A 19,089-nucleotide genomic window follows, 5' to 3' on the forward strand; every position below is an offset into this window, starting at 1 on the left:
AAGCGGGATATCGGTCGGGAATCGAGGATATCGACCTGGAAAGCGGGATATCAACTCGAAATCGAGGATATCAACCTGGAATGCGGTATATCAACCCGAACCATGATATATCGACCGGGACAGCGGTATATCAACTCGAACCAAGGTATATCGCCCACCGATACGATCAACCTGCAACATCAGCGCATCACAAATATTTTTCAAACCAGCCTGTTATGTGGTTTAGGCGGGCGATTCGCATTTTTGGTTTTCCGCTCCGGCTTAATTCGTGGTTAGCTCCTGGGAAACGGACAAATTCAACTTCTTTACGTAAATGCTTCAATGTGGTGTACATTTGTTCACTTTGTTCAATTGGGCAGCGCAAATCCTGCTCGCCATGAACAATAAGCAGTGGTGTTTCCACGTTTTTAGCATACTTCAATGGAGAGAAATCCCATAGTTTAGTGGGGTTATCCATTAGATTTTTGCCGAGTTCCCATTTTGTAAAGAAATAGCCAATATCGCTTACTCCATAAAAACTTAGCCAATTGCTAATGCAGCGCTGGGTAACGGCTGCTTTAAATCGATTTGTGTGACCAACGATCCAGTTTGTCATAAACCCGCCATAACTGCCGCCAGTTACGCCAAGCCGGTTTTTATCGATGAAGTCAAATTCTTTTAAGGCATAGTCAACAGCACTCATCAAATCGGTGTAATCCTTTCCGCCGTAGTCTTCACGACAGGCATCAACGAATGACTGCCCGTATCCATGACTGCCACGGGGATTCGTATACAAAACAATATAGCCTCTTGCAGCAAGTAATTGTAGCTCATGGAAGTATGTCTGGCCGTACATCGCATGTGGACCGCCATGAATTTCCAGTACGAATGGGTATTTTTTGCCCTCTACAAAGCCATATGGATGTAATAGCCAGCCCTGAATTTCCCAGCCATCTTCTGCAGTATAGGTCAGTGTTTCTGGTTCACTTAATGATACATTGCTTAGAAACTCCTGATTCGCGTTGGTTAAGCGTGTTAGCTTCCCATCGCTATTTAATTGATAGAAATTGCATGGGTTTGTTGGAGTGCTAATACCAAGGATGAAGGTGCCAGCACTGTAGGAAAACCCAAAAACATGGTTGTCGTCTTTATACAGTACTTCGAGGTCACCATTCAGGTTCACTCGATATAGCCCGGTTGCACCGAAATCAGTTCCCAGGAAAAATAAATGTTCTTCTGCTTCGTCCCATATTGGTCCTGTTGTTGATTGACCGAGTCTGGTATCACCAATCAGCGCATCACCTAATTGGATATCCCATTCTTTGCTTAAGCATGTCCTTTGAGCCGATTCTGTTTCAAACACATACAGGTCATTTAGTGTTGCACCTTGGTATGCATATTCATGGCCAAAACTGGCAATTTTTGTTCCACTTGGTGAAAACTGTGCACTCCCGTATGCACCATGTCCGGTCGTTAATTTTCTCGTTTCTTTTGTTGAAAGGTTCAGAAGATAAAGGTCGTTCGTGAGCTCATAATCAGCATCGTCATTCAAGTTGGCACTGAACAGAATCTGCTTTCCATCGGGTGTTATATCCTCAAGGTTATGGTTCGCATCTGCTGTTGTTAACTGTTGGAAAATTTCTTTCTCAACGTCGAATAAAATAAGCTGTGTTCGCTTATTATCATAAAATCCTTGTGCGTCCGATTTGTAATCCAAGCGGTTGATTACAATTGGCTGTTCATTTTTTTCTTCCTTTAATTTTTGGCGTTCCTCTTTTGATTGTTCTTGTTGGGCTGTTACATCATCATCTTTTTCCAATGATGCACTGAAAACAATATACTTGCCATCCCTTGACCAGGAAGGATTTGTGGCACCATTCTTAAATGTTGTGATCTGTTTTGCTTCGCCGCCATCTGTATGTATCATCCATAGCTGAGGAAGTCCACTTCTAGTCGACTGGAATATAACTTTCTTTCCATCAGGTGAGAAGGAGGGATTGTTATTTTTTGCTTCACCAAAGGTCCACTGGCTTGGTTTAGCCTCATTTAATTTTTGAAGAAATAACTGTGATGTATATTCATTGTCGTCGTTGGCTGTTGTGGAAACAAATGTATAGGCGTCTCCCTTTAGTGTGAACTGGGGGTCACTGTACACATCAATATTAAACAAATCTTCTGCTGCTAATGCACGTTTCGTTGTATTCAAGAAATGTCCTCCTTCGAAAATATATACTATTAAAAAAGAAAAGCCTTTTGATTAACAAAAGACTAGACTTTATGTTTAGCTAAGTTGGCATCCAGTTCGTATGCTTCCTGTAGTCTCGCTGTAATTTTTCCTGGACGGCCATTGCCTATAAGGTCACTGTCCACCTTAACAATTGGCAAGACTTCTGAAGTGCTGCTGGATAAAAACAATTCATCAGCTGCTGATATATCACTGATAGAAAAAGCCTCTTCTATTAGTGGTATATTATAATCGCGCGTGAATTTTTCAATACGCATACGTACACAACCATGCAGAATATTATTTGTGGCAGGATGCGTATAAATTTTACCATCTTTTACTAGATAAACATTGGAGGAACTGCACTCAGTTACGACTCCGTCTTTATGAAGGATAGCTTCATAGCTGCCATTCTCTTTTGCCTCCTGTTTTGCGATAACATTAGGCAATAGATTTAAGCTCTTTATATAGCAATTTTCCCAGCGGACGTCACGCTGTGTAATGGTAGAAACGCCATCGGATAAATTTTTCAGATTGCGAGGAAAGTCCTCCATATATGCATAAACATTTGCTGGAACATCGGCTGGAAAAGTGTGTTCACGTGGTGCAGAACCGCGTGATGCCTGTAAATATAGCTTTCCATCTGTTGTCATAGAATTTTTGTCTAATAATTCCTGCAGCAAATTTGTTATTTCCTCTTTGGTGAATGGTAACTCAATTTTAATTGCTTCCGCAGATCGAAACAGCCTATTTACATGCTCCTCAAGCAGATAATACGTACCATTATAGATGCGGATTACTTCATATACACCATCACCAAACTGTAATCCACGCTCTTCATATGGATATTTAAGATCCTCACGATTTACAAAATTTGTTTGTGATATGATTACTGGATAGACAGACATACTATTCCCCTCCTTGAAACTTATGACTATTTTATATCTTCTTTCACTTTATGTAAATGTTTTGTTGAATAGTGATAAATATCACGGAATTTGTTTTATCCCCCCTTTATAATGGGGATAGAAGTTAGTAAAAGGGGGCGTGACGATAATTGGAACCAATATTGGAACGACTTACTAAGCATGAATACAGTATTCTCATGGCGAATGCAAAACAAATAAGTGTAAAAAAAGGTGAGTCCATTTTTGAAGAGGGAAGTCCTGCTGATCACTTGTATTTTATACAACAAGGTGAGATAAGAGTCTTTAAAAACCTCGGTGCAAATAAAGATATTACTATTTTTACACGTAGCAAAAATGATGGATTCGGTGAAATCGGTATTTTTAGTGGAGCTAATTACTCCAATTCTGCACAAGCTGTTCAGGATAGTGCACTGTATTCGGTTACACGTCATGAAATTGAAGAGAGCATGGCACAAAATGGAAAGTTAGGTCTTCATTTTACGCGCTGGGTTGCTGAGAACTTGGAAGCTAGTAAGGCAAAAATGCGTGATTATATCGCATTTGGCTCAGAAGGTGCAGTCGCATCTGTGTTTGTCCGGTATTCCAACACATGTGGTATCGTAACTCCTGAAGGTATACAGCTAACAGATCCAATTATGATTCAGGATATTAGCAAACATATTGGTATATCAAGAGAAACAGTTAGTCGTATTGTGAATAAATGGAAAGAACAAGGAATTATAGACAATCTGAATAAACACTTTATACTTAAAGATATGAATTATTTCAGAAGAATACTTGTTTGTGAACAATGTGGTGTTCAGAATTGTGCTATTTAGTTAAACCTGCTATCTCTTATAATGACAATCGAATGTGGATGAAGAAAAGTGGCATTAATTATAAAAATATTTTTTTATTCATGTTCGATTGTTGATATGCCAGTATTTTATAAAATAATAATAAAAAACTATTGATTCGATTTGATAGAGTTGGTATAATAAATAGTGTTCTTGAAAAAAGGAGCATTCATCGTACATAAGATACGGGTGAAGTGCGGGTGTAGTTTAGTGGTAAAACTTCAGCCTTCCAAGCTGATATCGTGGGTTCGATTCCCATCACCCGCTCCATACATAAGTCATAACGCAGTGTTTCGTAACATATCCTACGAAGCATTGCGTTTTTTCATTATAAAACTTGAACTTAAATCAATGAAAGTTGTATTCTTAAGATAACTACGATAATTTGAGGGATTTATATATGAAAAAATTAATGCAAAACTTAAAACAGATTGATGGTAAGGGCTATAAAGCATATAAAAGTGTTCAAGGTCACTACACATTTGATGATTTTGATTTATATATAGATTATGTGCAGGGTGATCCATTCGCCACACCATCCAAGATACGTGTTGTCATTCCAGTTCAAAAACGCCAGGTCAAAAGTGAGTGGCTCGAATCTCAGGCGCGCAAGGTTGCTGCCGAGAATGTGCTTGCCCGCAAAGTTGGTGTAGCTGTTGCAAAGGGTGGGCAATTTATCAAGGGATCTGGAAAGAGTGGAGAGATTCTTTTTGATAAGCCTGGACAGGAAGTTCTGGAGCGCAGCGCTGTTCAAATTGATTCAGCATCTATAACGGTATGTATTTCTGTGGGATTGCCTGCGAATGGGCGAAAAATTAATGGAAGAGAGGCGGAAAAGTTATTTTCACATGCCATTCCAACGATAATTAAAAATTCCATTTTCGCCATTGCGGATGATGAAATTAATCAAGTCATTGAGCTTGCTGATCAGCAGGAAGCTATTCGTAGCGAAATGCGCCAGAATAATTGGATTTCTTTTATTGCTAACGGTTCTGTTTTGCCAAGGGAAAGTGGTATTAGCAACCGGCCATTGAAAGACGCGATTCCATTTAAAAGTCCTGCTGCAGATGAAGTGGAAATTCAGCTGCCGCATCAATCTGAACCGATTAAAGGAATGGCAATTAAAAAAGGTATTTCACTAATTGTTGGCGGTGGCTATCATGGTAAGAGTACGATTTTACAGGCAATAGAACGAGGAGTATATTCACATACTAAAGGTGATGGACGTGAGTACGTACTTACTGATTCAGATGCTGTGAAGATTCGTGCAGAGGATGGACGACAAGTTACTGGTGTTAATATTTCACCATTTATTAATAATTTGCCTCACAAACAGGATACACATTTCTTCTCGACTGAGAATGCCAGCGGAAGTACGTCACAGGCCGCAAATGTAATGGAAGCATTAGAAGCAGGAGCTGCCACATTACTAATCGATGAAGATACCAGTGCGACGAACTTTATGATTCGTGATCATCGAATGCAACAGCTTGTAAAAAAAGATAAAGAGCCAATTACCCCGTTTATTGATAAAATAAGACAAATGCGTGATCAGCTTGATGTATCAACAATTCTTGTAATGGGAGGATCCGGTGATTATTTTGCTGTGGCCGATTCGATTATTATGATGGAAGCATATGTCCCTTATAATGTAACGAATGATGCAAAGGAAATAATGGAAAAATACCCATTATACCGTGATACATTATTGGACGAAGCTTTTGGTGAAATTGCTGAGCGTAACTTTCAGCAGAATTCGCTGCAGACTAATAAAGGAAGTCGTTCGAAAACACAGGCGAAAGGCTTAACCAAAATTATCATGGGGCGGACGGATATATCATTTGATGATACCGAGCAACTTGTGGATTCCTCGCAAACACGCATGATTGCAGAGATTATTCAATATTTGGATCGAACTAATGGGCTTGGTGCTAAATCGTTAAATAAACTACTGGATGATCTTGAAGAACAGATGGATAAAAGTGGATTAGCGTCATTTACGACGTTTAAAAATCAGCATCCAGGTGATATCGCACGACCACGCCGGTATGAAATTGCTGCAGTGTTAAATCGAATTCGTACAGCTAAGGTTACGCAACAATAGAAGGAGGGTTACCGTTGAATACAGACCAATTGAAGCAGGAGATTATTGACTACAGCAAAGAAATAGGCATCGATAAGATAGGATTTGCATCTGCTGATGTGTTTGGTGAATTGAAGGAACGATTACGGCACCAGCAGTCGCTTGGCTATCAATCAGGCTTCGAAAAAGGGTCTGTGGATGAGAGAACGGAGCCAGAGCGGTTACTACCAGAGGCAAAGTCAATCCTTTCGATAGCAATCGCCTACCCTTCACGAATTAAGGATGCACCAAAAAGTACGAAAGATGAACGCCGCGGGATATTTTGCCGGGCTTCATGGGGTGTGGACTACCATGTTGTTTTACGGGAGAAGCTTGAGAAGCTTTCTGCCTTCATTGAGGAAAAATTCCCTGATGCAGTAAATAAGGTGATGGTCGACACGGGTGAATTATCAGATCGTGCGGTGGCAGAACGTGCTGGTATTGGCTTCAGTGGTAAAAACACTTCTATTATTACACCTGAATTCGGATCATACGTTTATCTTGGTGAACTGATTACAAATATACCATTTGTCCCTGATTCGCCGCTTGCAGATGGATGCGGTTCCTGTACAAAATGTCTGGATGCTTGCCCAACTGGAGCTCTTGTTCAAGGTGGACAGTTAAATGCACAGCGCTGTCTTGCTTTCCTAACGCAGACAAAAGACTTTATGCCAGATGAATTCCGTTCACAAACCGGAAATTTTATTTATGGGTTTGACACGTGTCAGGTTGTTTGTCCGTATAACCAGAAGGTAGACTTTCATAATCATCCAGAGCTTGAACCAGAACCAGATGTTGCAAAACCAAAATTAAAACCAATGCTTCGGATTTCCAACCGTGAATTTAAGGAAACGTTTGGTCATATAGCGGGTTCCTGGCGAGGGAAGAAACCGTTACAGCGAAATGCTTTGATTACACTCGGTCACTTCAAGGACATTACGGCTGTTGATGAAATGATTGAGGTAATGAAAAACGATGTTCGTCCGGTAATTCGAGGTACTGCTGCATGGTCACTTGGCAAAATTGGTACCGATGAGGCGTTTGAAGCAATTATGGAAGCAATGGAAAAAGAAACAGATGAACAGGTTTTATTTGAAATGGAAAAAGGATTGAATTTTCAACAGGAGTTTTCCACCACTTAATATGCTTAGCTGTACTCTAAGAGTTTGTTGCTTTTTTTCAAGCAATTTATCTTAACAAGTAATTGATATAAATCGCGATACTGACTAAGGATAACCAATTTAGATCAATAGCAACCAACTTTTAGAAAACATCCTAAAAAATATACGGAAAGAGGATTTGGTTATGGAACTATACTATGATGAGACGGAATCACCAGTTGGTCCGTTGACAATTATTAGTGATGGTGAGCACATTGTTCGAATAGAATATGGATCATTTAATCAAATGGAAGTGAAAATGCAAAAGTGGAGTGCACGTTATTTTAATAATCCGGTATTCACCCATAATCCTGGGACCGTTGATCATGTCAAAACGGAACTCCAAGACTATTTCAAGGGCAAACGCAGTGACTTCTCATTTGACTTTACATTCCATGGTACCCCCTTTCAGCATAAGGTATGGCAAGCTTTATACGACACCATATCATATGGAGAAACAAAAACGTACAAAGATATTGCAGACACAATCGGTAATCCAAAAGCAATACGTGCAGTAGGTGGTGCAGTAAACAAAAACCCTTTTTCGATTGTTGTACCATGCCATCGTGTGATTGGAGCAAACGGTAAAATGGTTGGCTACAATGGTGGACTTGATAAGAAAGAATACTTATTAGCTCATGAAGCGAAATAATGGCCCGTACAATTGCAATTAATTAGAGGTTCCCTCCATATACTTAAAGTGGAGGGGATTTTTTTATGGAAAAGATTAAAAATATGTGGTTGAATTTTTTTCAAGGTCAAGAGGTTAATGAGGATTGGTGGAAACGGAAAAAAGCAGTTAGTCGTGACAGGAATGTGGAGATTGTTCGAATCAGTGGCAGGGGACAATTTTTCGAAGGACTTCGTTATTCTAATAAAATAACCTATCAATATTTACTCCATTTATCGTTTTTAATGAAGCAGGAAGGGCAATTCATCAGGGAGGAACAAGTTATCCCCTATCAGTTTCGGATAGAAAAAGGGGACATAACAGATCATAAGATGGTGGAACAAAAGGATGTGAAGGTTGATACACCATCAATGGAAGTAACTGAGATCCGTAATTTGGCTGACGAACGTTTCACCTATGATCGACGTGCAGCAGTTCAATATGCTGAACACTGGTGGAACAGTTATAATCCTGCTTATCGTAAGTTCGATGTAGACTGTACAAATTATATCTCACAGTGCTTACGTGCTGGAGGTGCTCCCATGCGTGGTATGCCTAATCGAGGGAATGGCTGGTGGTATCAGGCGGATAATTGGAGTTACAGTTGGGCGGTTGCACATTCCTTACGCTGGTATTTAAGTGGATCAACAGCAGGGTTAAAAGGCAAAGAAAAGGAGTCAGCTCAGGACCTAATACCTGGAGATGTCATTTGCTATGATTTTCAAGGAAATGGTAAATGGGATCATAATACAATTGTCGTGGCCAAAGACGCAAACGGAATGCCACTGGTTAATGCACATACTGATAATAGTCGAAACCGTTATTGGTCGTATGAGGATTCAACAGCATGGACCTCTGATATTCAGTATAAGTTTTTTCGAATTGGTGAGTAGTGTATAATGATGTAGGTATTAATCGAATAAGGAGAATGAACAGTGAGTATAAATATTGTATTATATCAACCAGAGATCCCTGCAAATACGGGCAATATCGCAAGAACTTGTCTAGCAACAGATGCAACGCTGCATTTGATCCATCCTCTTGGGTTTTCTACTGATGATAGAATGGTGAAACGAGCTGGACTAGATTATTGGAAAAACGTCGATATTCTAGAATACGATTCAATTCAGGACTTATATGCTACATATCCAGAAGGAACGTTTTATTATATTGAAAACTTTGGTACAAAGTATTATACGGAATATGATTACAGTAATAGTGATGAAGATCTGTTCTTTGTATTTGGCCGCGAGACGGACGGAATTCCGAAAAGCCTTCTAGAGGGAAAAGAAGACAGGTGCTTGCGAATTCACATGAGTGATAAAGTACGGTCGTTAAATTTGTCCAACACATCAGCGATAATTATTTATGAAGCATTAAGACAGCGTGGTTTTTCAGGGCTGGAATAGCCTGTATCTTAGGAGGTCTTAGCTTAATGGTGAAAACCTTAGATGCTAAAAAGGCCGTCATGTATGTGTACATGGCGGCTCTTGTTATTCGTTATTACTGGTCCTTTTTAGGAACTCCAGGTTTTGCATCGTAACCTGAAGTGAAGCAAGATACGATAAATGTTACAATAACGCCCATTAATAATGCTAATTTCATGACGTTTTCCTCCTTTTATTCTATATGTAAAGTACGCATTAATATAATTATGTCCTTATTATACCGAATAATTAACCTAATGTGAACCAGAAGATATGTCATGTTTATGAAATAATTATTAATGGCTGATTGTTTGTTGTTTCTCTTAACAAAATAGGGTATATTAGTTGATGTAATCATAGTAGAGTTCTATAATAAAACATGAGTGTAAAAGACCGTTTTGCAACGGGGTAAAGTTAACTTCTAATGGGGGTATAAGACGTGGCACAGAATGAAGAATCTAACGAAAGATTCTGGGGTACTTTTCATGGTCCGAATATGGGGTATATTGAAGAACAATATGATTTGTACAAAGAAAATCATGAAGCTGTTGATCCATCACTGAGAGAAATCTTTGATGAGCATGGAGCTCCTGAATGGCTGAACCAATCAAAAGGAACCATGCAGGCAACATCTGAATCAGCGCCGTCTATAGATAATGTTAAAAAGCTAACCTCAGCAATGAAACTTGTTGAGGCTATTCGTCGTTTCGGGCATTTGGAAGCGGACATCTATCCGGTAGGGAGTAAAGAGCGTGATACAGAATTAGTTAATCCAAAAACCTATGGATTGTCAGAACAGGATTTACGAAGTATGCCTGCATCTTGGTTATGGGAGCGATCACCAAGTGGTGTAGAAGACGGATTTGACGTTATACAAAAGTTGAAAAAGCTGTATTCTGGAACGATTACATTCGAATATGATCATGTCAATAACGATGATGAACGGACATGGCTTCTGGAACGAATTGAATCCGGAGAATTTCATTTAAAACTTTCCAATGAAGAACAAAGGCAGTTACTTGAACGTCTTGCTCATGTAGAAGGGTTTGAAGGGTTTCTTCAGAAAACTTTTGTTGGACAGAAGCGCTTTTCGATTGAAGGTTTGGAAGCAATGGTTCCAATGCTCGATCGCATTGTTAAGTATGCGACTGAGGAAAAAGTTGAACATATAATGATGGGAATGGCCCATCGTGGACGTTTAAGCGTGTTGGCACACGTTTTAGGAAAACCTTATGATAGAATATTTTCTGAATTCCACCATTCACCAGACAAAGAACTAATTCCATCTGAGGGATCTACAGGGATTAATTATGGATGGACTGGTGACGTGAAGTATCACTTTGGTGCAACAAAAGAAGTAAAAGATGGTGATGAAACCGAAACTCGAATCACACTAGCACATAATCCGTCACACCTCGAATTTGTAAACCCGGTCGTTGAAGGGTTTGCACGTGCAGCTCAGGATGATCGGTCAGGAAGCGGTTATCCGGAACAGGATATTAAAAAAGCAATAGGTGTTTTAATTCATGGTGATGCAGCATTTATCGGTGAGGGTGTCGTTGCGGAAACATTGAATTTAAGTGGCTTGCCTGGTTACAAGACTGGTGGAACACTTCATATAATTGCAAATAACCTTGTTGGTTACACAACAAGTCAGGAAGATGGGCGGTCAACCCGATATGCCAGTGATTTGGCAAAGGGATTTGAAATACCGATTATTCATGTTAATGCTGATGATCCAATTGCATGTGTTTCTGCAATTAAAATTGCTTATGAATATCGACAAAAATTCAATAAAGACTTTCTTATTGATCTTGTAGGCTATCGCCGCTATGGACATAATGAAATGGATGAACCACGAACAACACAACCAGATCTATATCAGGATATTGATGATCATTTAACAGCAGCAAATGTTTTTGCCGATAGACTGAAGGTTGAAGGTGTTGTTGATAATGATGAATTTGAAAAAATTAAGGACCAAGTTGAATCCGGTCTTCGGGGCATTTATGACAGTATGAAAGAAAACAAGACAGGTGAGGCTGAAGCAAAGAATATGCCAAAAGCATTATCAAATGGCCTTGGTGGTTTTGAAACAGCAATTCCACTTGAGGATTTGAAAGCTTTAAATGCTGGTTTATTGAAGCGCCCAGAAGGATTTACCGGATTTAAAAAACTTGAAAAGATTCTAAAGCGTCGCGAAAATGTTTTGGAAGAAGGAAACAAAGCGGACTGGGGTGCGGGCGAGGCTTTAACATATGCATCTATTTTAAATGATGGAATTCCTATCCGATTAACAGGTCAGGATACGGAGCGGGGAACATTTGCACACAGACATATGGTTTTACATGATGTTAAAACAGCTGAAACCTATTCACCATTGCATGGATTAGATCAAGCTAAAGCATCGTTCGATATTCGAAATAGTCCGCTTTCAGAAGCAGGTGTATTAGGGTTCGAATACGGGTATAGTGTACAGTCAAAGAATACGCTGGTTATTTGGGAAGCACAGTTTGGTGATTTTGCGAATGCCGGTCAGGTTATTTTTGATCAATTTATAGCAGCAAGCCGAGCGAAATGGGGCGAAAAGTCCAATATGGTAATGCTTTTACCGCATGGTTATGAAGGTCAGGGTCCGGAGCATTCTAGTGCACGGTTGGAACGCTTTCTACAAATGGCTGCCGAGAAAAACTGGATAGTAGCAAATGTAACATCATCTGCACAATTCTTCCATTTAATTCGTCGTCAGGCAGCACTACGTGATAAAGAGGCAGCACGACCATTAGTGTTAATGACCCCGAAGAGCCTATTACGGAATCAGCGCGTTGCCTCTGAAGCGAAAGAGTTTACAGAAGGAAAATTCGAACCGTTGAGACAGCAGCCAAACTTGAAAGTAAGTAAGAAAAATGCAAAGCGTTTATTAATCGGTAGTGGTAAAGTAATGGTTGATATTGAAGATGCAATTGACAATTCAGAAGAAAATTATGATTGGCTTCGTGCATTTCGATTAGAGCAAATTTATCCATTCCCGGAAAACGAGTTGGAAAAAGCAGTAAAAGAACTTCCAAATCTTGAGGAAGTTGTCTGGGTACAGGAAGAGCCAAAAAACATGGGCAGCTGGGATTTCGTGGATGATTACTTAAGAGACTTGTTGAACGAGGGTCAATCGCTACGTTATATAGGCCGTCCAGACCGTTCCTCACCAGCGGTTGGTGAGCCGAACATTCACAAAACAGAACAGAACCGAATAGTACGAGAAGCGATTAATCCGTCAAAAGGAGGAAATTCCAGTGAACGAAATTAAAATTCCAGAGCTTGCAGAGTCCATTACAGAAGGTACAATTGCCGAGTGGTTAGTGAAAAAAGGCGACAAAATTGAAAAAGGTGATCCAGTTGTAGAACTGGAAACAGATAAAGTGAATGTAGAAGTTAACTCCGACTTTGCCGGTGTAATTACTGAAATTGTCAGTGAAGAAGGCGAAGATGTTGAAGTAGGCGACGTAATTGCTAAAATAGATGAAAATGGTGAAGCTGGCGCGGATACCTCAGCCGAAGAACCAAAAGAGAAAGCTAGCGAAGAGCCTAAAGAAGAAAAGAAAGAAGAAGCAAAAGAGCCAGTGAAAGAAGACGCTTCTGATAATAAGCAAGATGTTATTGCCTCACCTGCTGCTCGTAAGCGTGCACGCGAGTTAGGTATTGACTTAAGCAGTGTTCAGGCACGTGATCCATTAGGTCGTATCCGCCCTGAAGATGTTGATTCTGCAGCAAAAGGTGGCAGTGATAAGAAAGAATCCAAGCCAGCTAAAAAAGAAGAACCTAAGAAATCCGAGAAAACAGAGTTTGACAAGCCTGTTGAACGCGTGAAAATGAGCCGTCGTCGTCAAACGATTGCTAACCGTCTTGTTGAAGTTCAGCAAGAAGCAGCGATGCTGACAACTTTTAACGAAGTGGACATGACAAATGTTATGAAGCTTCGCAGTGAACGCAAAGAAAACTTTATTAAGAAACATGATGTTAAACTTGGCTTTATGTCATTCTTTACTAAAGCAGTAATCGGTGCATTGAAAGAATTCCCATTATTGAATGCGGAGATTCAAGGTAACGAGATTGTAATGAAAAAATTCTATGACATCGGAATTGCTGTTTCAACTGAAGAAGGCCTTGTAGTGCCAGTTGTTCGAGATGCTGATCGTCTTGACTTTGCTGGGGTTGAACGTGAAATTGGCAACTTAGGCAAGAAAGCTATTAATAAAGAATTAGGATTGAATGACCTACAAGGTGGTACATTTACCATTACAAATGGGGGAACGTTTGGATCAATGATGTCAACACCTATCTTAAATGCACCACAAGTAGGAATCCTTGGCATGCACAATATCCAAAAACGTCCAATGGTAATGCCGGATGATACCATTGAAGTACGCCCAATGATGTACCTTGCAGTATCATATGATCACCGTATTGTTGACGGAAAAGATGCGGTGCAGTTCTTAGTTAGAATTAAAGAATTGCTTGAAGATCCATATGATCTCTTGTTAGAAGGATAATTAACTAGATAGAAACTATATGTGAACCTGAACCTCGCTTTGATGAATGTCAAAGCGGGGTTTTTTGTATGTTGCAATTTTTTCGGTGGGTGCGAATGGGGGAAGAGGGTGCTGAATCAGTGGAAGAGAGTGCTGAATCGACAGAAGAGGATGGTGAATCAACAGAACGAGTATCTGGATTAACTGCACATATTGTTACATAACCTAAAATAATGATTAAGCTCAGAATTTGCGATAGAAATCGTTTATAGGTATTGCATTCTATTCTAAAAACGAATATTATATTACTTGTGATTATAATTATTCGGAAGTAAGGTGAACTCCATTGGAAAAACTATTTAAACTAAAGCAAAACAATACAACAATCCAAACAGAGTTTGTTGCAGGAATAACTACATTCTTAACGATGGTCTATATTGTTGTGGTAAACCCGGCAATCCTTTCTTCGGCAGGGGTACCATTTGATCAAGTATTTATGGCTACGGTCATAGCCGCAGTTGTTGGAACGGTGTTCATGGCATTGGGAGCCAACTACCCAATCGCAATTGCGCCAGGCATGGGGTTGAATGCTTATTTTGCCAGTGTTGTTGCATCTCAGGGGTTATCCTATCAGGTAGTATTCGGAGCGGTGTTTCTGGCAGGTATTCTCTTTGTTTTATTAAGTCTTACAAAGTTACGTGAAACATTGATATGGGCAATACCACCTTCACTAAAATTTGGAATTACTTCGGGAATTGGTTTATTCATAGCATTTCTAGGTTTGAAGATGTCTGGTATTGTCGTGCCAAATGAGGCAAATATGGTTGGATTTGGTGACCTTCACCAACCTATGACTCTATTAACGTTGGCTGGGTTATTTATAACATTAATTTTAATGGCTCGAAATATTAAAGGAGCCTTATTTCTAGGTATGCTGGCTACAGGTATCATCGCTTATTTTACCGGTCAGCTGGAATTTACAGAAGGATTCACATCGATACCTCCGATGCCAGTGTTCTTTGATATCGATATTGGTGGAGTTTTTGCTAACGGACTTTATACAGTTGTTTTCGCATTTTTATTGGTAACGATTTTTGATACAACTGGAACTATGATTGGTGTTGCAGAACAAGCAGGATTTATTAAAGATGGAAAAATGCCACGGGCAAAATCAGCATTATTAGCTGACGCTACGGCAACGACAGTAGGTTCAATGTTTGGTACAAGTCCTTCTTCAGCATATGTCGAATCTTCTTCTGGGGTTGCGGCAGGTGGGCGCACAGGCTTAACGGCATTAGTTATCGCTGGATTATTTACAATTTCCATTTTCTTCACACCGGTTGTAGGTGCGATAGCTGGCTTACCTGCAATTACAGCTCCTGTATTAATTATTGTAGGATGTTTTATGATGGAAGGACTGGCACGAATTGACTGGAAAACATTTGATGAGGCATTTCCAGCGTTTGCAATTATTTTAACAATGCCACTGACATCCAGTATTGCAACAGGGATATCGATTGGATTTATAACATATCCATTATTAAAATTAGCCACCGGTAAAGGAAAAGATGTCCACTGGATTTTATATTTCTTTGGAATAGTGTTCGTCTTGCAAATGATCTTTTTCCCGGCACATTAATAAAATAAATATACATGGGACTCTAGCGAATCGTAGCTAGGGTCTTTTTTTACTGGTATTCGCTTTTAGCAGAAGGAGATACGGAATGAGTGTGCTGAATCAGCAGAAGGAGGAGCTAAATCAACAGAAGAGAGTGCTGAATCCCCAGAAGAAGATGCTGAATCGGCAGAAGAAGGTGGTGAATCGGCAGAAGAAGGTGGTGAATCGGCAGAAGAAGGTGGTGAATCGGCAGAAGAAGGTGGTGAATCGGCAGAAGAAGGTGGTGAATCCCCAGAAGGTAGTGCAACCCACGGATACAAATCCGCTGCTTACATTATTATGAGTGTCCCATGAGCAGTCAAATTAAAGCTGTTAAAAGATTCAATGTAGGGTATTACTAACACAGTGCACAAATTGGAAAAAATTTAACTTGCATGACGTCTGACAACCTGCTAGAATCATTTATGGAAAGCGTTATTGTAAGCAGTTACAACAACATTTAATCAACTATAAGGGAGGCTGCATCCGTGGATATTCTTCTCGGTTTTCTAGCAATCATCATCGTCCTCGGACTAGCATTTTTGATGTCCAATGATAAGAAAAATATAAATTATAAAGGCATCATCGTTATGTTAGCATCGCAATTTTTAATAACGTGGTTTATGTTTGCTACTGAAATTGGACAGACAATCATAAACGGTATTTCGGCTGGGTTTAATAAATTAATTGAATTTGGCATGGAAGGTATTAACTTTATACTTGGTGGGGTTGCACGTACAGAAGGTGGAAGCATTTTCTTCTTTGATGTCTTACTGCTAATTATCTTTTTCTCAACCATTCTGTCCGTGCTGACCTATCTGAGAATCTTACCACCGATTATTAAATATTTTGGCGGGTTCTTGTCAAAAATTACTGGTTTACCAAAGGTGGAGTCGTTTAATGCAGTAAATAGTATTTTCTTCGGTCAATCTGAAGCATTACTAGCGATTAAATCACAGTTTCACCACTTGGATAAAAACCGGCTGTATATTGTGAGTGCATCAGCGATGGGATCTGTTTCGGCTTCAATTGTTGGGGCATATATTCAGATCTTGCCACCTGAATATGTACTTGTTGCGTTACCGCTTAACATGTTTAGTGCGCTGATGATTTCATCCGTTATTTCACCGGTTAATGTAGCGCCAGAGGAAGATCATGTTGATGTGAAAGATGTATCAAATGATAAAAGTATTTTTGAGGCGATGGGTAATGGTGCACTCGATGGTGGTAAAATTGCCTTAATCGTTGCAGCAATGCTTGTTGCGTTTATCGCTTCATTAGAATTAGTAAATTGGATTATACAATCAGTGTTTGCTGGAGTTACCTTACAGCAAATTCTAGGATATATAATAGCTCCGATAGGTATTTTAATGGGCATTGCACCTGGTGAGGTTATTGAAGCTGGCGGAATAATGGGTACCAAGATTGTTACCAATGAATTTGTGGCTATGCTGGAGTTTGAAAAAATGCTAGGAAGCATGTCCGAGAAAACAATCGGAATCGTATCTGTGTTTCTAACAAGCTTTGCCAACTTTTCATCCATTGGAATTATCGCGGGTACAGTGCAGGCTATTGACAGCGAAAAGGCAGTTAAGGTTTCTGGCTTTGGAATGAAGCTATTAATTGGTGCTACACTCGCATCAATTTTATCTGCTACAGTGGCAGGAATATTCTTATAGTAAGCCCTCTAAAATAATAGTACCAAATAAAAGCGCTCAGATGGATTCTTAACGGGTTCACTTCAGAGGTGCAAACATTAAAAACACATCATAAAACACACGGATTTTCACAAGGAGAATATCGTGTGTTTTCTTGTTGTTATATCAAGGTTGGAAAGAGTTTTTAATGTCTATTCACAGAATAATTCACAAGTAAATTCGCGAGAGTGAAATATTTATTGTAGTGTTTTTAACGTGGAGAGGGTTAACCGTCACGACATCAATACTCTGATCATAGAGCCATTGAGATAAATTTAACCAATAATGTCCAGTGTAGGTTCCATTCCAACAAATTCGGTACGACAACCTTTTAAATCCTTTAATTCGTTCATCCATTCTTGTAATCCAGCAAAGCCAATCTCATCATTTTCAAAAGTGAGTGGATCACCAATCACAATACCTCTGTAATTTACAGCGCGAGCTACATGGAATTGTTGTGCAATATCCACTCCAACGACGAGATGTTGGTCTGAGATTCTTTCTATAAGTTGATTTTGTTTGTCTTGCATTTTATACTTCATGTAGAGTTTCCTCCTTAAGATTTGATTTGTTTTTGGCCTATAATCATCTTATCGAGGGGCTCTATTTTTTTCAAACTTCAAATTTAACGTTCTACAGGAATGCTAACGGTGCAGGTTTGTTTAATAAAGCTAAAGCAATTATAGCGGTAATAACGGTTAGGCTCGAAGAAGTTCATAAATGAGAAGATGAATTATATCATACTGCAAGGGGGGGGGACGATTTGAAAAAAATAATTGCTTTAATATCCATCCTTGGTATTGTAATTGCAGGTTACTTTCTAATTATTAAAGAAGATAGTTACCCTGTAACAGAGATGACTAGTCCACCTGGAGAACTGATTGAGAAAGAGAAGGTTGAGGTATCTCCAGAAGAGGTGAAGTATACGGCTAGATTTATAACGTTTAATACAGACCACCTACCTGAAGAACTCACATTTACTTTCAATAAAAATGTGTGGAATCTTCTACAAAAAGAAACATTATACGATTTAAACTATGAACTTAGACACAAACCAAACAAAGAAGAATTCGTCCTGAAAGAAATAAGTTATTCCAAAACATCCTTAGACGAATTCCGTATAGATATAAAAGAAATGAAGAAAAAAAGTGAATATAAGTAGCTCAGATTATTCTTTAAGTAACGGGGCTTTACTTCAATAAGGAGAAGTCATATCTTGTTCAACTATAGCAGTTTAGTATAAGAAAAGATTGGCTGAAGGAGGGATTAGGTGAAATCAAAACGCAGTGTTTTAATCATAATGTCACTTATTATAATAGTATTAAGTGTACTTTCGTTTAGCCTGTATCAAAAGAACGAGGAAGTTAAAAGTGAAGTATTAAAAAAGGAACTACTTATTTTTAAAAATCATATTACGGGTACTGTTAGAGCTGTGGATGCTAGGGATAAGGCTCTCTTGGATGATACTTTATTAAGAATTTCAACCTTCGAAACCTTTCACTCACAGTACCTTGATAATGTTGGATTTACTCGAATAACAGTAGATGCTTATGAACAAGGACTGAAATATTTACTTGATGCTGATACTTCAAATTACAGCAAAATAAGAGATGATTTGGATAGTATTTTTCAAACCATTACCTCTTATAACGGGGAGGAGATAGACCAAGAAAAATTCAAAAAAATAATTGACGGGGAATTATTCCCTCAAGTAAAAGCTTTTCGAGATAATGCAGAAAAATTAAGTGAAGAGGGTTAAGTAACTATCTTTCTTAAGCTAAAAGGTGCTTATCTTGAATAAGAAGAACGTTACTTAGGGTGAGCAAACGGATTAAACAGTATATAGGGGTGTTTAACACCAA

16 protein-coding genes, 1 tRNA gene and 1 pseudogene are annotated in these 19,089 nt (G+C 39.1%); 15 read left to right on the top strand and 3 right to left on the bottom strand.

Annotated features, from left to right (window positions below):
* Window positions 1–187 precede the first annotated feature (187 nt).
* Window positions 188–2,185 (bottom strand): S9 family peptidase, encoded by a 1,998-nt coding sequence (locus ACTWQM_RS05440; RefSeq protein ID WP_443257173.1) that lies wholly within the window; start codon window positions 2,183–2,185, stop codon window positions 188–190.
* Between the two features lie 62 nt (window positions 2,186–2,247).
* Complete coding sequence (gene dat / locus ACTWQM_RS05445; RefSeq protein ID WP_443257174.1) at window positions 2,248–3,111, bottom strand: D-amino-acid transaminase; 864 nt, start codon at window positions 3,109–3,111, stop codon at window positions 2,248–2,250.
* Between the two features lie 149 nt (window positions 3,112–3,260).
* Between dat and ACTWQM_RS05450 the strand changes: the two genes are divergently transcribed.
* From ACTWQM_RS05450 to ACTWQM_RS05510, 13 genes are all read left to right on the top strand, one after another.
* Window positions 3,261–3,950 (top strand): Crp/Fnr family transcriptional regulator, encoded by a 690-nt coding sequence (locus tag ACTWQM_RS05450; protein ID WP_443257175.1) that lies wholly within the window; start codon window positions 3,261–3,263, stop codon window positions 3,948–3,950.
* Between the two features lie 214 nt (window positions 3,951–4,164).
* Window positions 4,165–4,238: transfer RNA gene (locus tag ACTWQM_RS05455), tRNA-Gly, on the top strand.
* A gap of 130 nt (window positions 4,239–4,368) precedes the next feature.
* Window positions 4,369–6,072: an ABC-ATPase domain-containing protein gene (locus tag ACTWQM_RS05460; RefSeq protein ID WP_443257176.1), complete on the top strand. Its 1,704-nt coding sequence runs from the start codon at window positions 4,369–4,371 to the stop codon at window positions 6,070–6,072.
* Window positions 6,073–6,086: 14 nt separating this feature from the next.
* On the top strand, window positions 6,087–7,232 hold the full coding sequence (gene queG / locus ACTWQM_RS05465) for a tRNA epoxyqueuosine(34) reductase QueG (RefSeq protein WP_443257177.1): 1,146 nt from the start codon (window positions 6,087–6,089) through the stop codon (window positions 7,230–7,232).
* Window positions 7,233–7,395: 163 nt separating this feature from the next.
* The gene (locus ACTWQM_RS05470) at window positions 7,396–7,902 is read left to right on the top strand and encodes a methylated-DNA--[protein]-cysteine S-methyltransferase (RefSeq protein WP_443257178.1); all 507 of its coding nucleotides are present in this window, start codon (window positions 7,396–7,398) and stop codon (window positions 7,900–7,902) included.
* Between the two features lie 65 nt (window positions 7,903–7,967).
* Window positions 7,968–8,813: an amidase domain-containing protein gene (locus ACTWQM_RS05475; protein ID WP_443257179.1), complete on the top strand. Its 846-nt coding sequence runs from the start codon at window positions 7,968–7,970 to the stop codon at window positions 8,811–8,813.
* A 42-nt stretch (window positions 8,814–8,855) separates the two neighbouring features.
* Complete coding sequence (gene trmL / locus ACTWQM_RS05480; RefSeq protein ID WP_443257180.1) at window positions 8,856–9,329, top strand: tRNA (uridine(34)/cytosine(34)/5-carboxymethylaminomethyluridine(34)-2'-O)-methyltransferase TrmL; 474 nt, start codon at window positions 8,856–8,858, stop codon at window positions 9,327–9,329.
* A 457-nt stretch (window positions 9,330–9,786) separates the two neighbouring features.
* Window positions 9,787–12,651 (top strand): 2-oxoglutarate dehydrogenase E1 component, encoded by a 2,865-nt coding sequence (locus ACTWQM_RS05485; RefSeq protein WP_443257181.1) that lies wholly within the window; start codon window positions 9,787–9,789, stop codon window positions 12,649–12,651.
* Entirely contained in the window at window positions 12,638–13,894 is a 1,257-nt protein-coding gene (odhB, locus tag ACTWQM_RS05490) for a 2-oxoglutarate dehydrogenase complex dihydrolipoyllysine-residue succinyltransferase (RefSeq protein ID WP_443257182.1), read from the top strand. Before ACTWQM_RS05485 ends, odhB begins: the two co-directional genes overlap by 14 nt.
* Before the next feature lie 68 nt (window positions 13,895–13,962).
* The gene (locus ACTWQM_RS05495; protein WP_443257183.1) at window positions 13,963–14,097 is read left to right on the top strand and encodes a hypothetical protein; all 135 of its coding nucleotides are present in this window, start codon (window positions 13,963–13,965) and stop codon (window positions 14,095–14,097) included.
* Window positions 14,098–14,219: 122 nt separating this feature from the next.
* Complete coding sequence (locus ACTWQM_RS05500) at window positions 14,220–15,512, top strand: NCS2 family permease (protein ID WP_443257184.1); 1,293 nt, start codon at window positions 14,220–14,222, stop codon at window positions 15,510–15,512.
* An 85-nt stretch (window positions 15,513–15,597) separates the two neighbouring features.
* On the top strand, window positions 15,598–15,834 hold the full coding sequence (locus ACTWQM_RS05505) for a hypothetical protein (protein ID WP_443257185.1): 237 nt from the start codon (window positions 15,598–15,600) through the stop codon (window positions 15,832–15,834).
* Between the two features lie 184 nt (window positions 15,835–16,018).
* Complete coding sequence (locus ACTWQM_RS05510; protein ID WP_443257186.1) at window positions 16,019–17,209, top strand: NupC/NupG family nucleoside CNT transporter; 1,191 nt, start codon at window positions 16,019–16,021, stop codon at window positions 17,207–17,209.
* Window positions 17,210–17,422: 213 nt separating this feature from the next.
* Here the strand turns inward: ACTWQM_RS05510 and ACTWQM_RS05515 are convergent.
* A pseudogene (locus ACTWQM_RS05515) lies at window positions 17,423–17,769 on the bottom strand (IS110 family transposase); the annotation flags it as partial.
* Window positions 17,770–17,990: 221 nt separating this feature from the next.
* Between ACTWQM_RS05515 and ACTWQM_RS05520 the strand changes: the two are divergent.
* Together ACTWQM_RS05520 and ACTWQM_RS05525 are read left to right on the top strand one after the other, a co-directional pair.
* Window positions 17,991–18,389: a hypothetical protein gene (locus tag ACTWQM_RS05520; RefSeq protein WP_443257187.1), complete on the top strand. Its 399-nt coding sequence runs from the start codon at window positions 17,991–17,993 to the stop codon at window positions 18,387–18,389.
* Window positions 18,390–18,497: 108 nt separating this feature from the next.
* A complete protein-coding gene (locus ACTWQM_RS05525; RefSeq protein ID WP_443257188.1) occupies window positions 18,498–18,986 on the top strand; it encodes a hypothetical protein in 489 nt (162 codons plus the stop codon).
* Window positions 18,987–19,089 lie beyond the last annotated feature (103 nt).

The organism is Virgibacillus sp. L01 (assembly GCF_052246775.1).
Classification (GTDB): domain Bacteria; phylum Bacillota; class Bacilli; order Bacillales; family Amphibacillaceae; genus Lentibacillus.

Bases quoted from the DNA above. Each gene is read 5' to 3' on its own strand.
- dat (WP_443257174.1), bottom strand. From the start codon at position 3,111: ATGTCTGTCTATCCAGTAATCATATCACAAACAAATTTTGTAAATCGT.
- ACTWQM_RS05460 (WP_443257176.1), top strand. From the start codon at position 4,369: ATGAAAAAATTAATGCAAAACTTAAAACAGATTGATGGTAAGGGCTAT.
- ACTWQM_RS05470 (WP_443257178.1), top strand. From the start codon at position 7,396: ATGGAACTATACTATGATGAGACGGAATCACCAGTTGGTCCGTTGACA.
- ACTWQM_RS05475 (WP_443257179.1), top strand. From the start codon at position 7,968: ATGGAAAAGATTAAAAATATGTGGTTGAATTTTTTTCAAGGTCAAGAG.
- ACTWQM_RS05495 (WP_443257183.1), top strand. From the start codon at position 13,963: ATGTTGCAATTTTTTCGGTGGGTGCGAATGGGGGAAGAGGGTGCTGAA.
- ACTWQM_RS05505 (WP_443257185.1), top strand. From the start codon at position 15,598: ATGAGTGTGCTGAATCAGCAGAAGGAGGAGCTAAATCAACAGAAGAGA.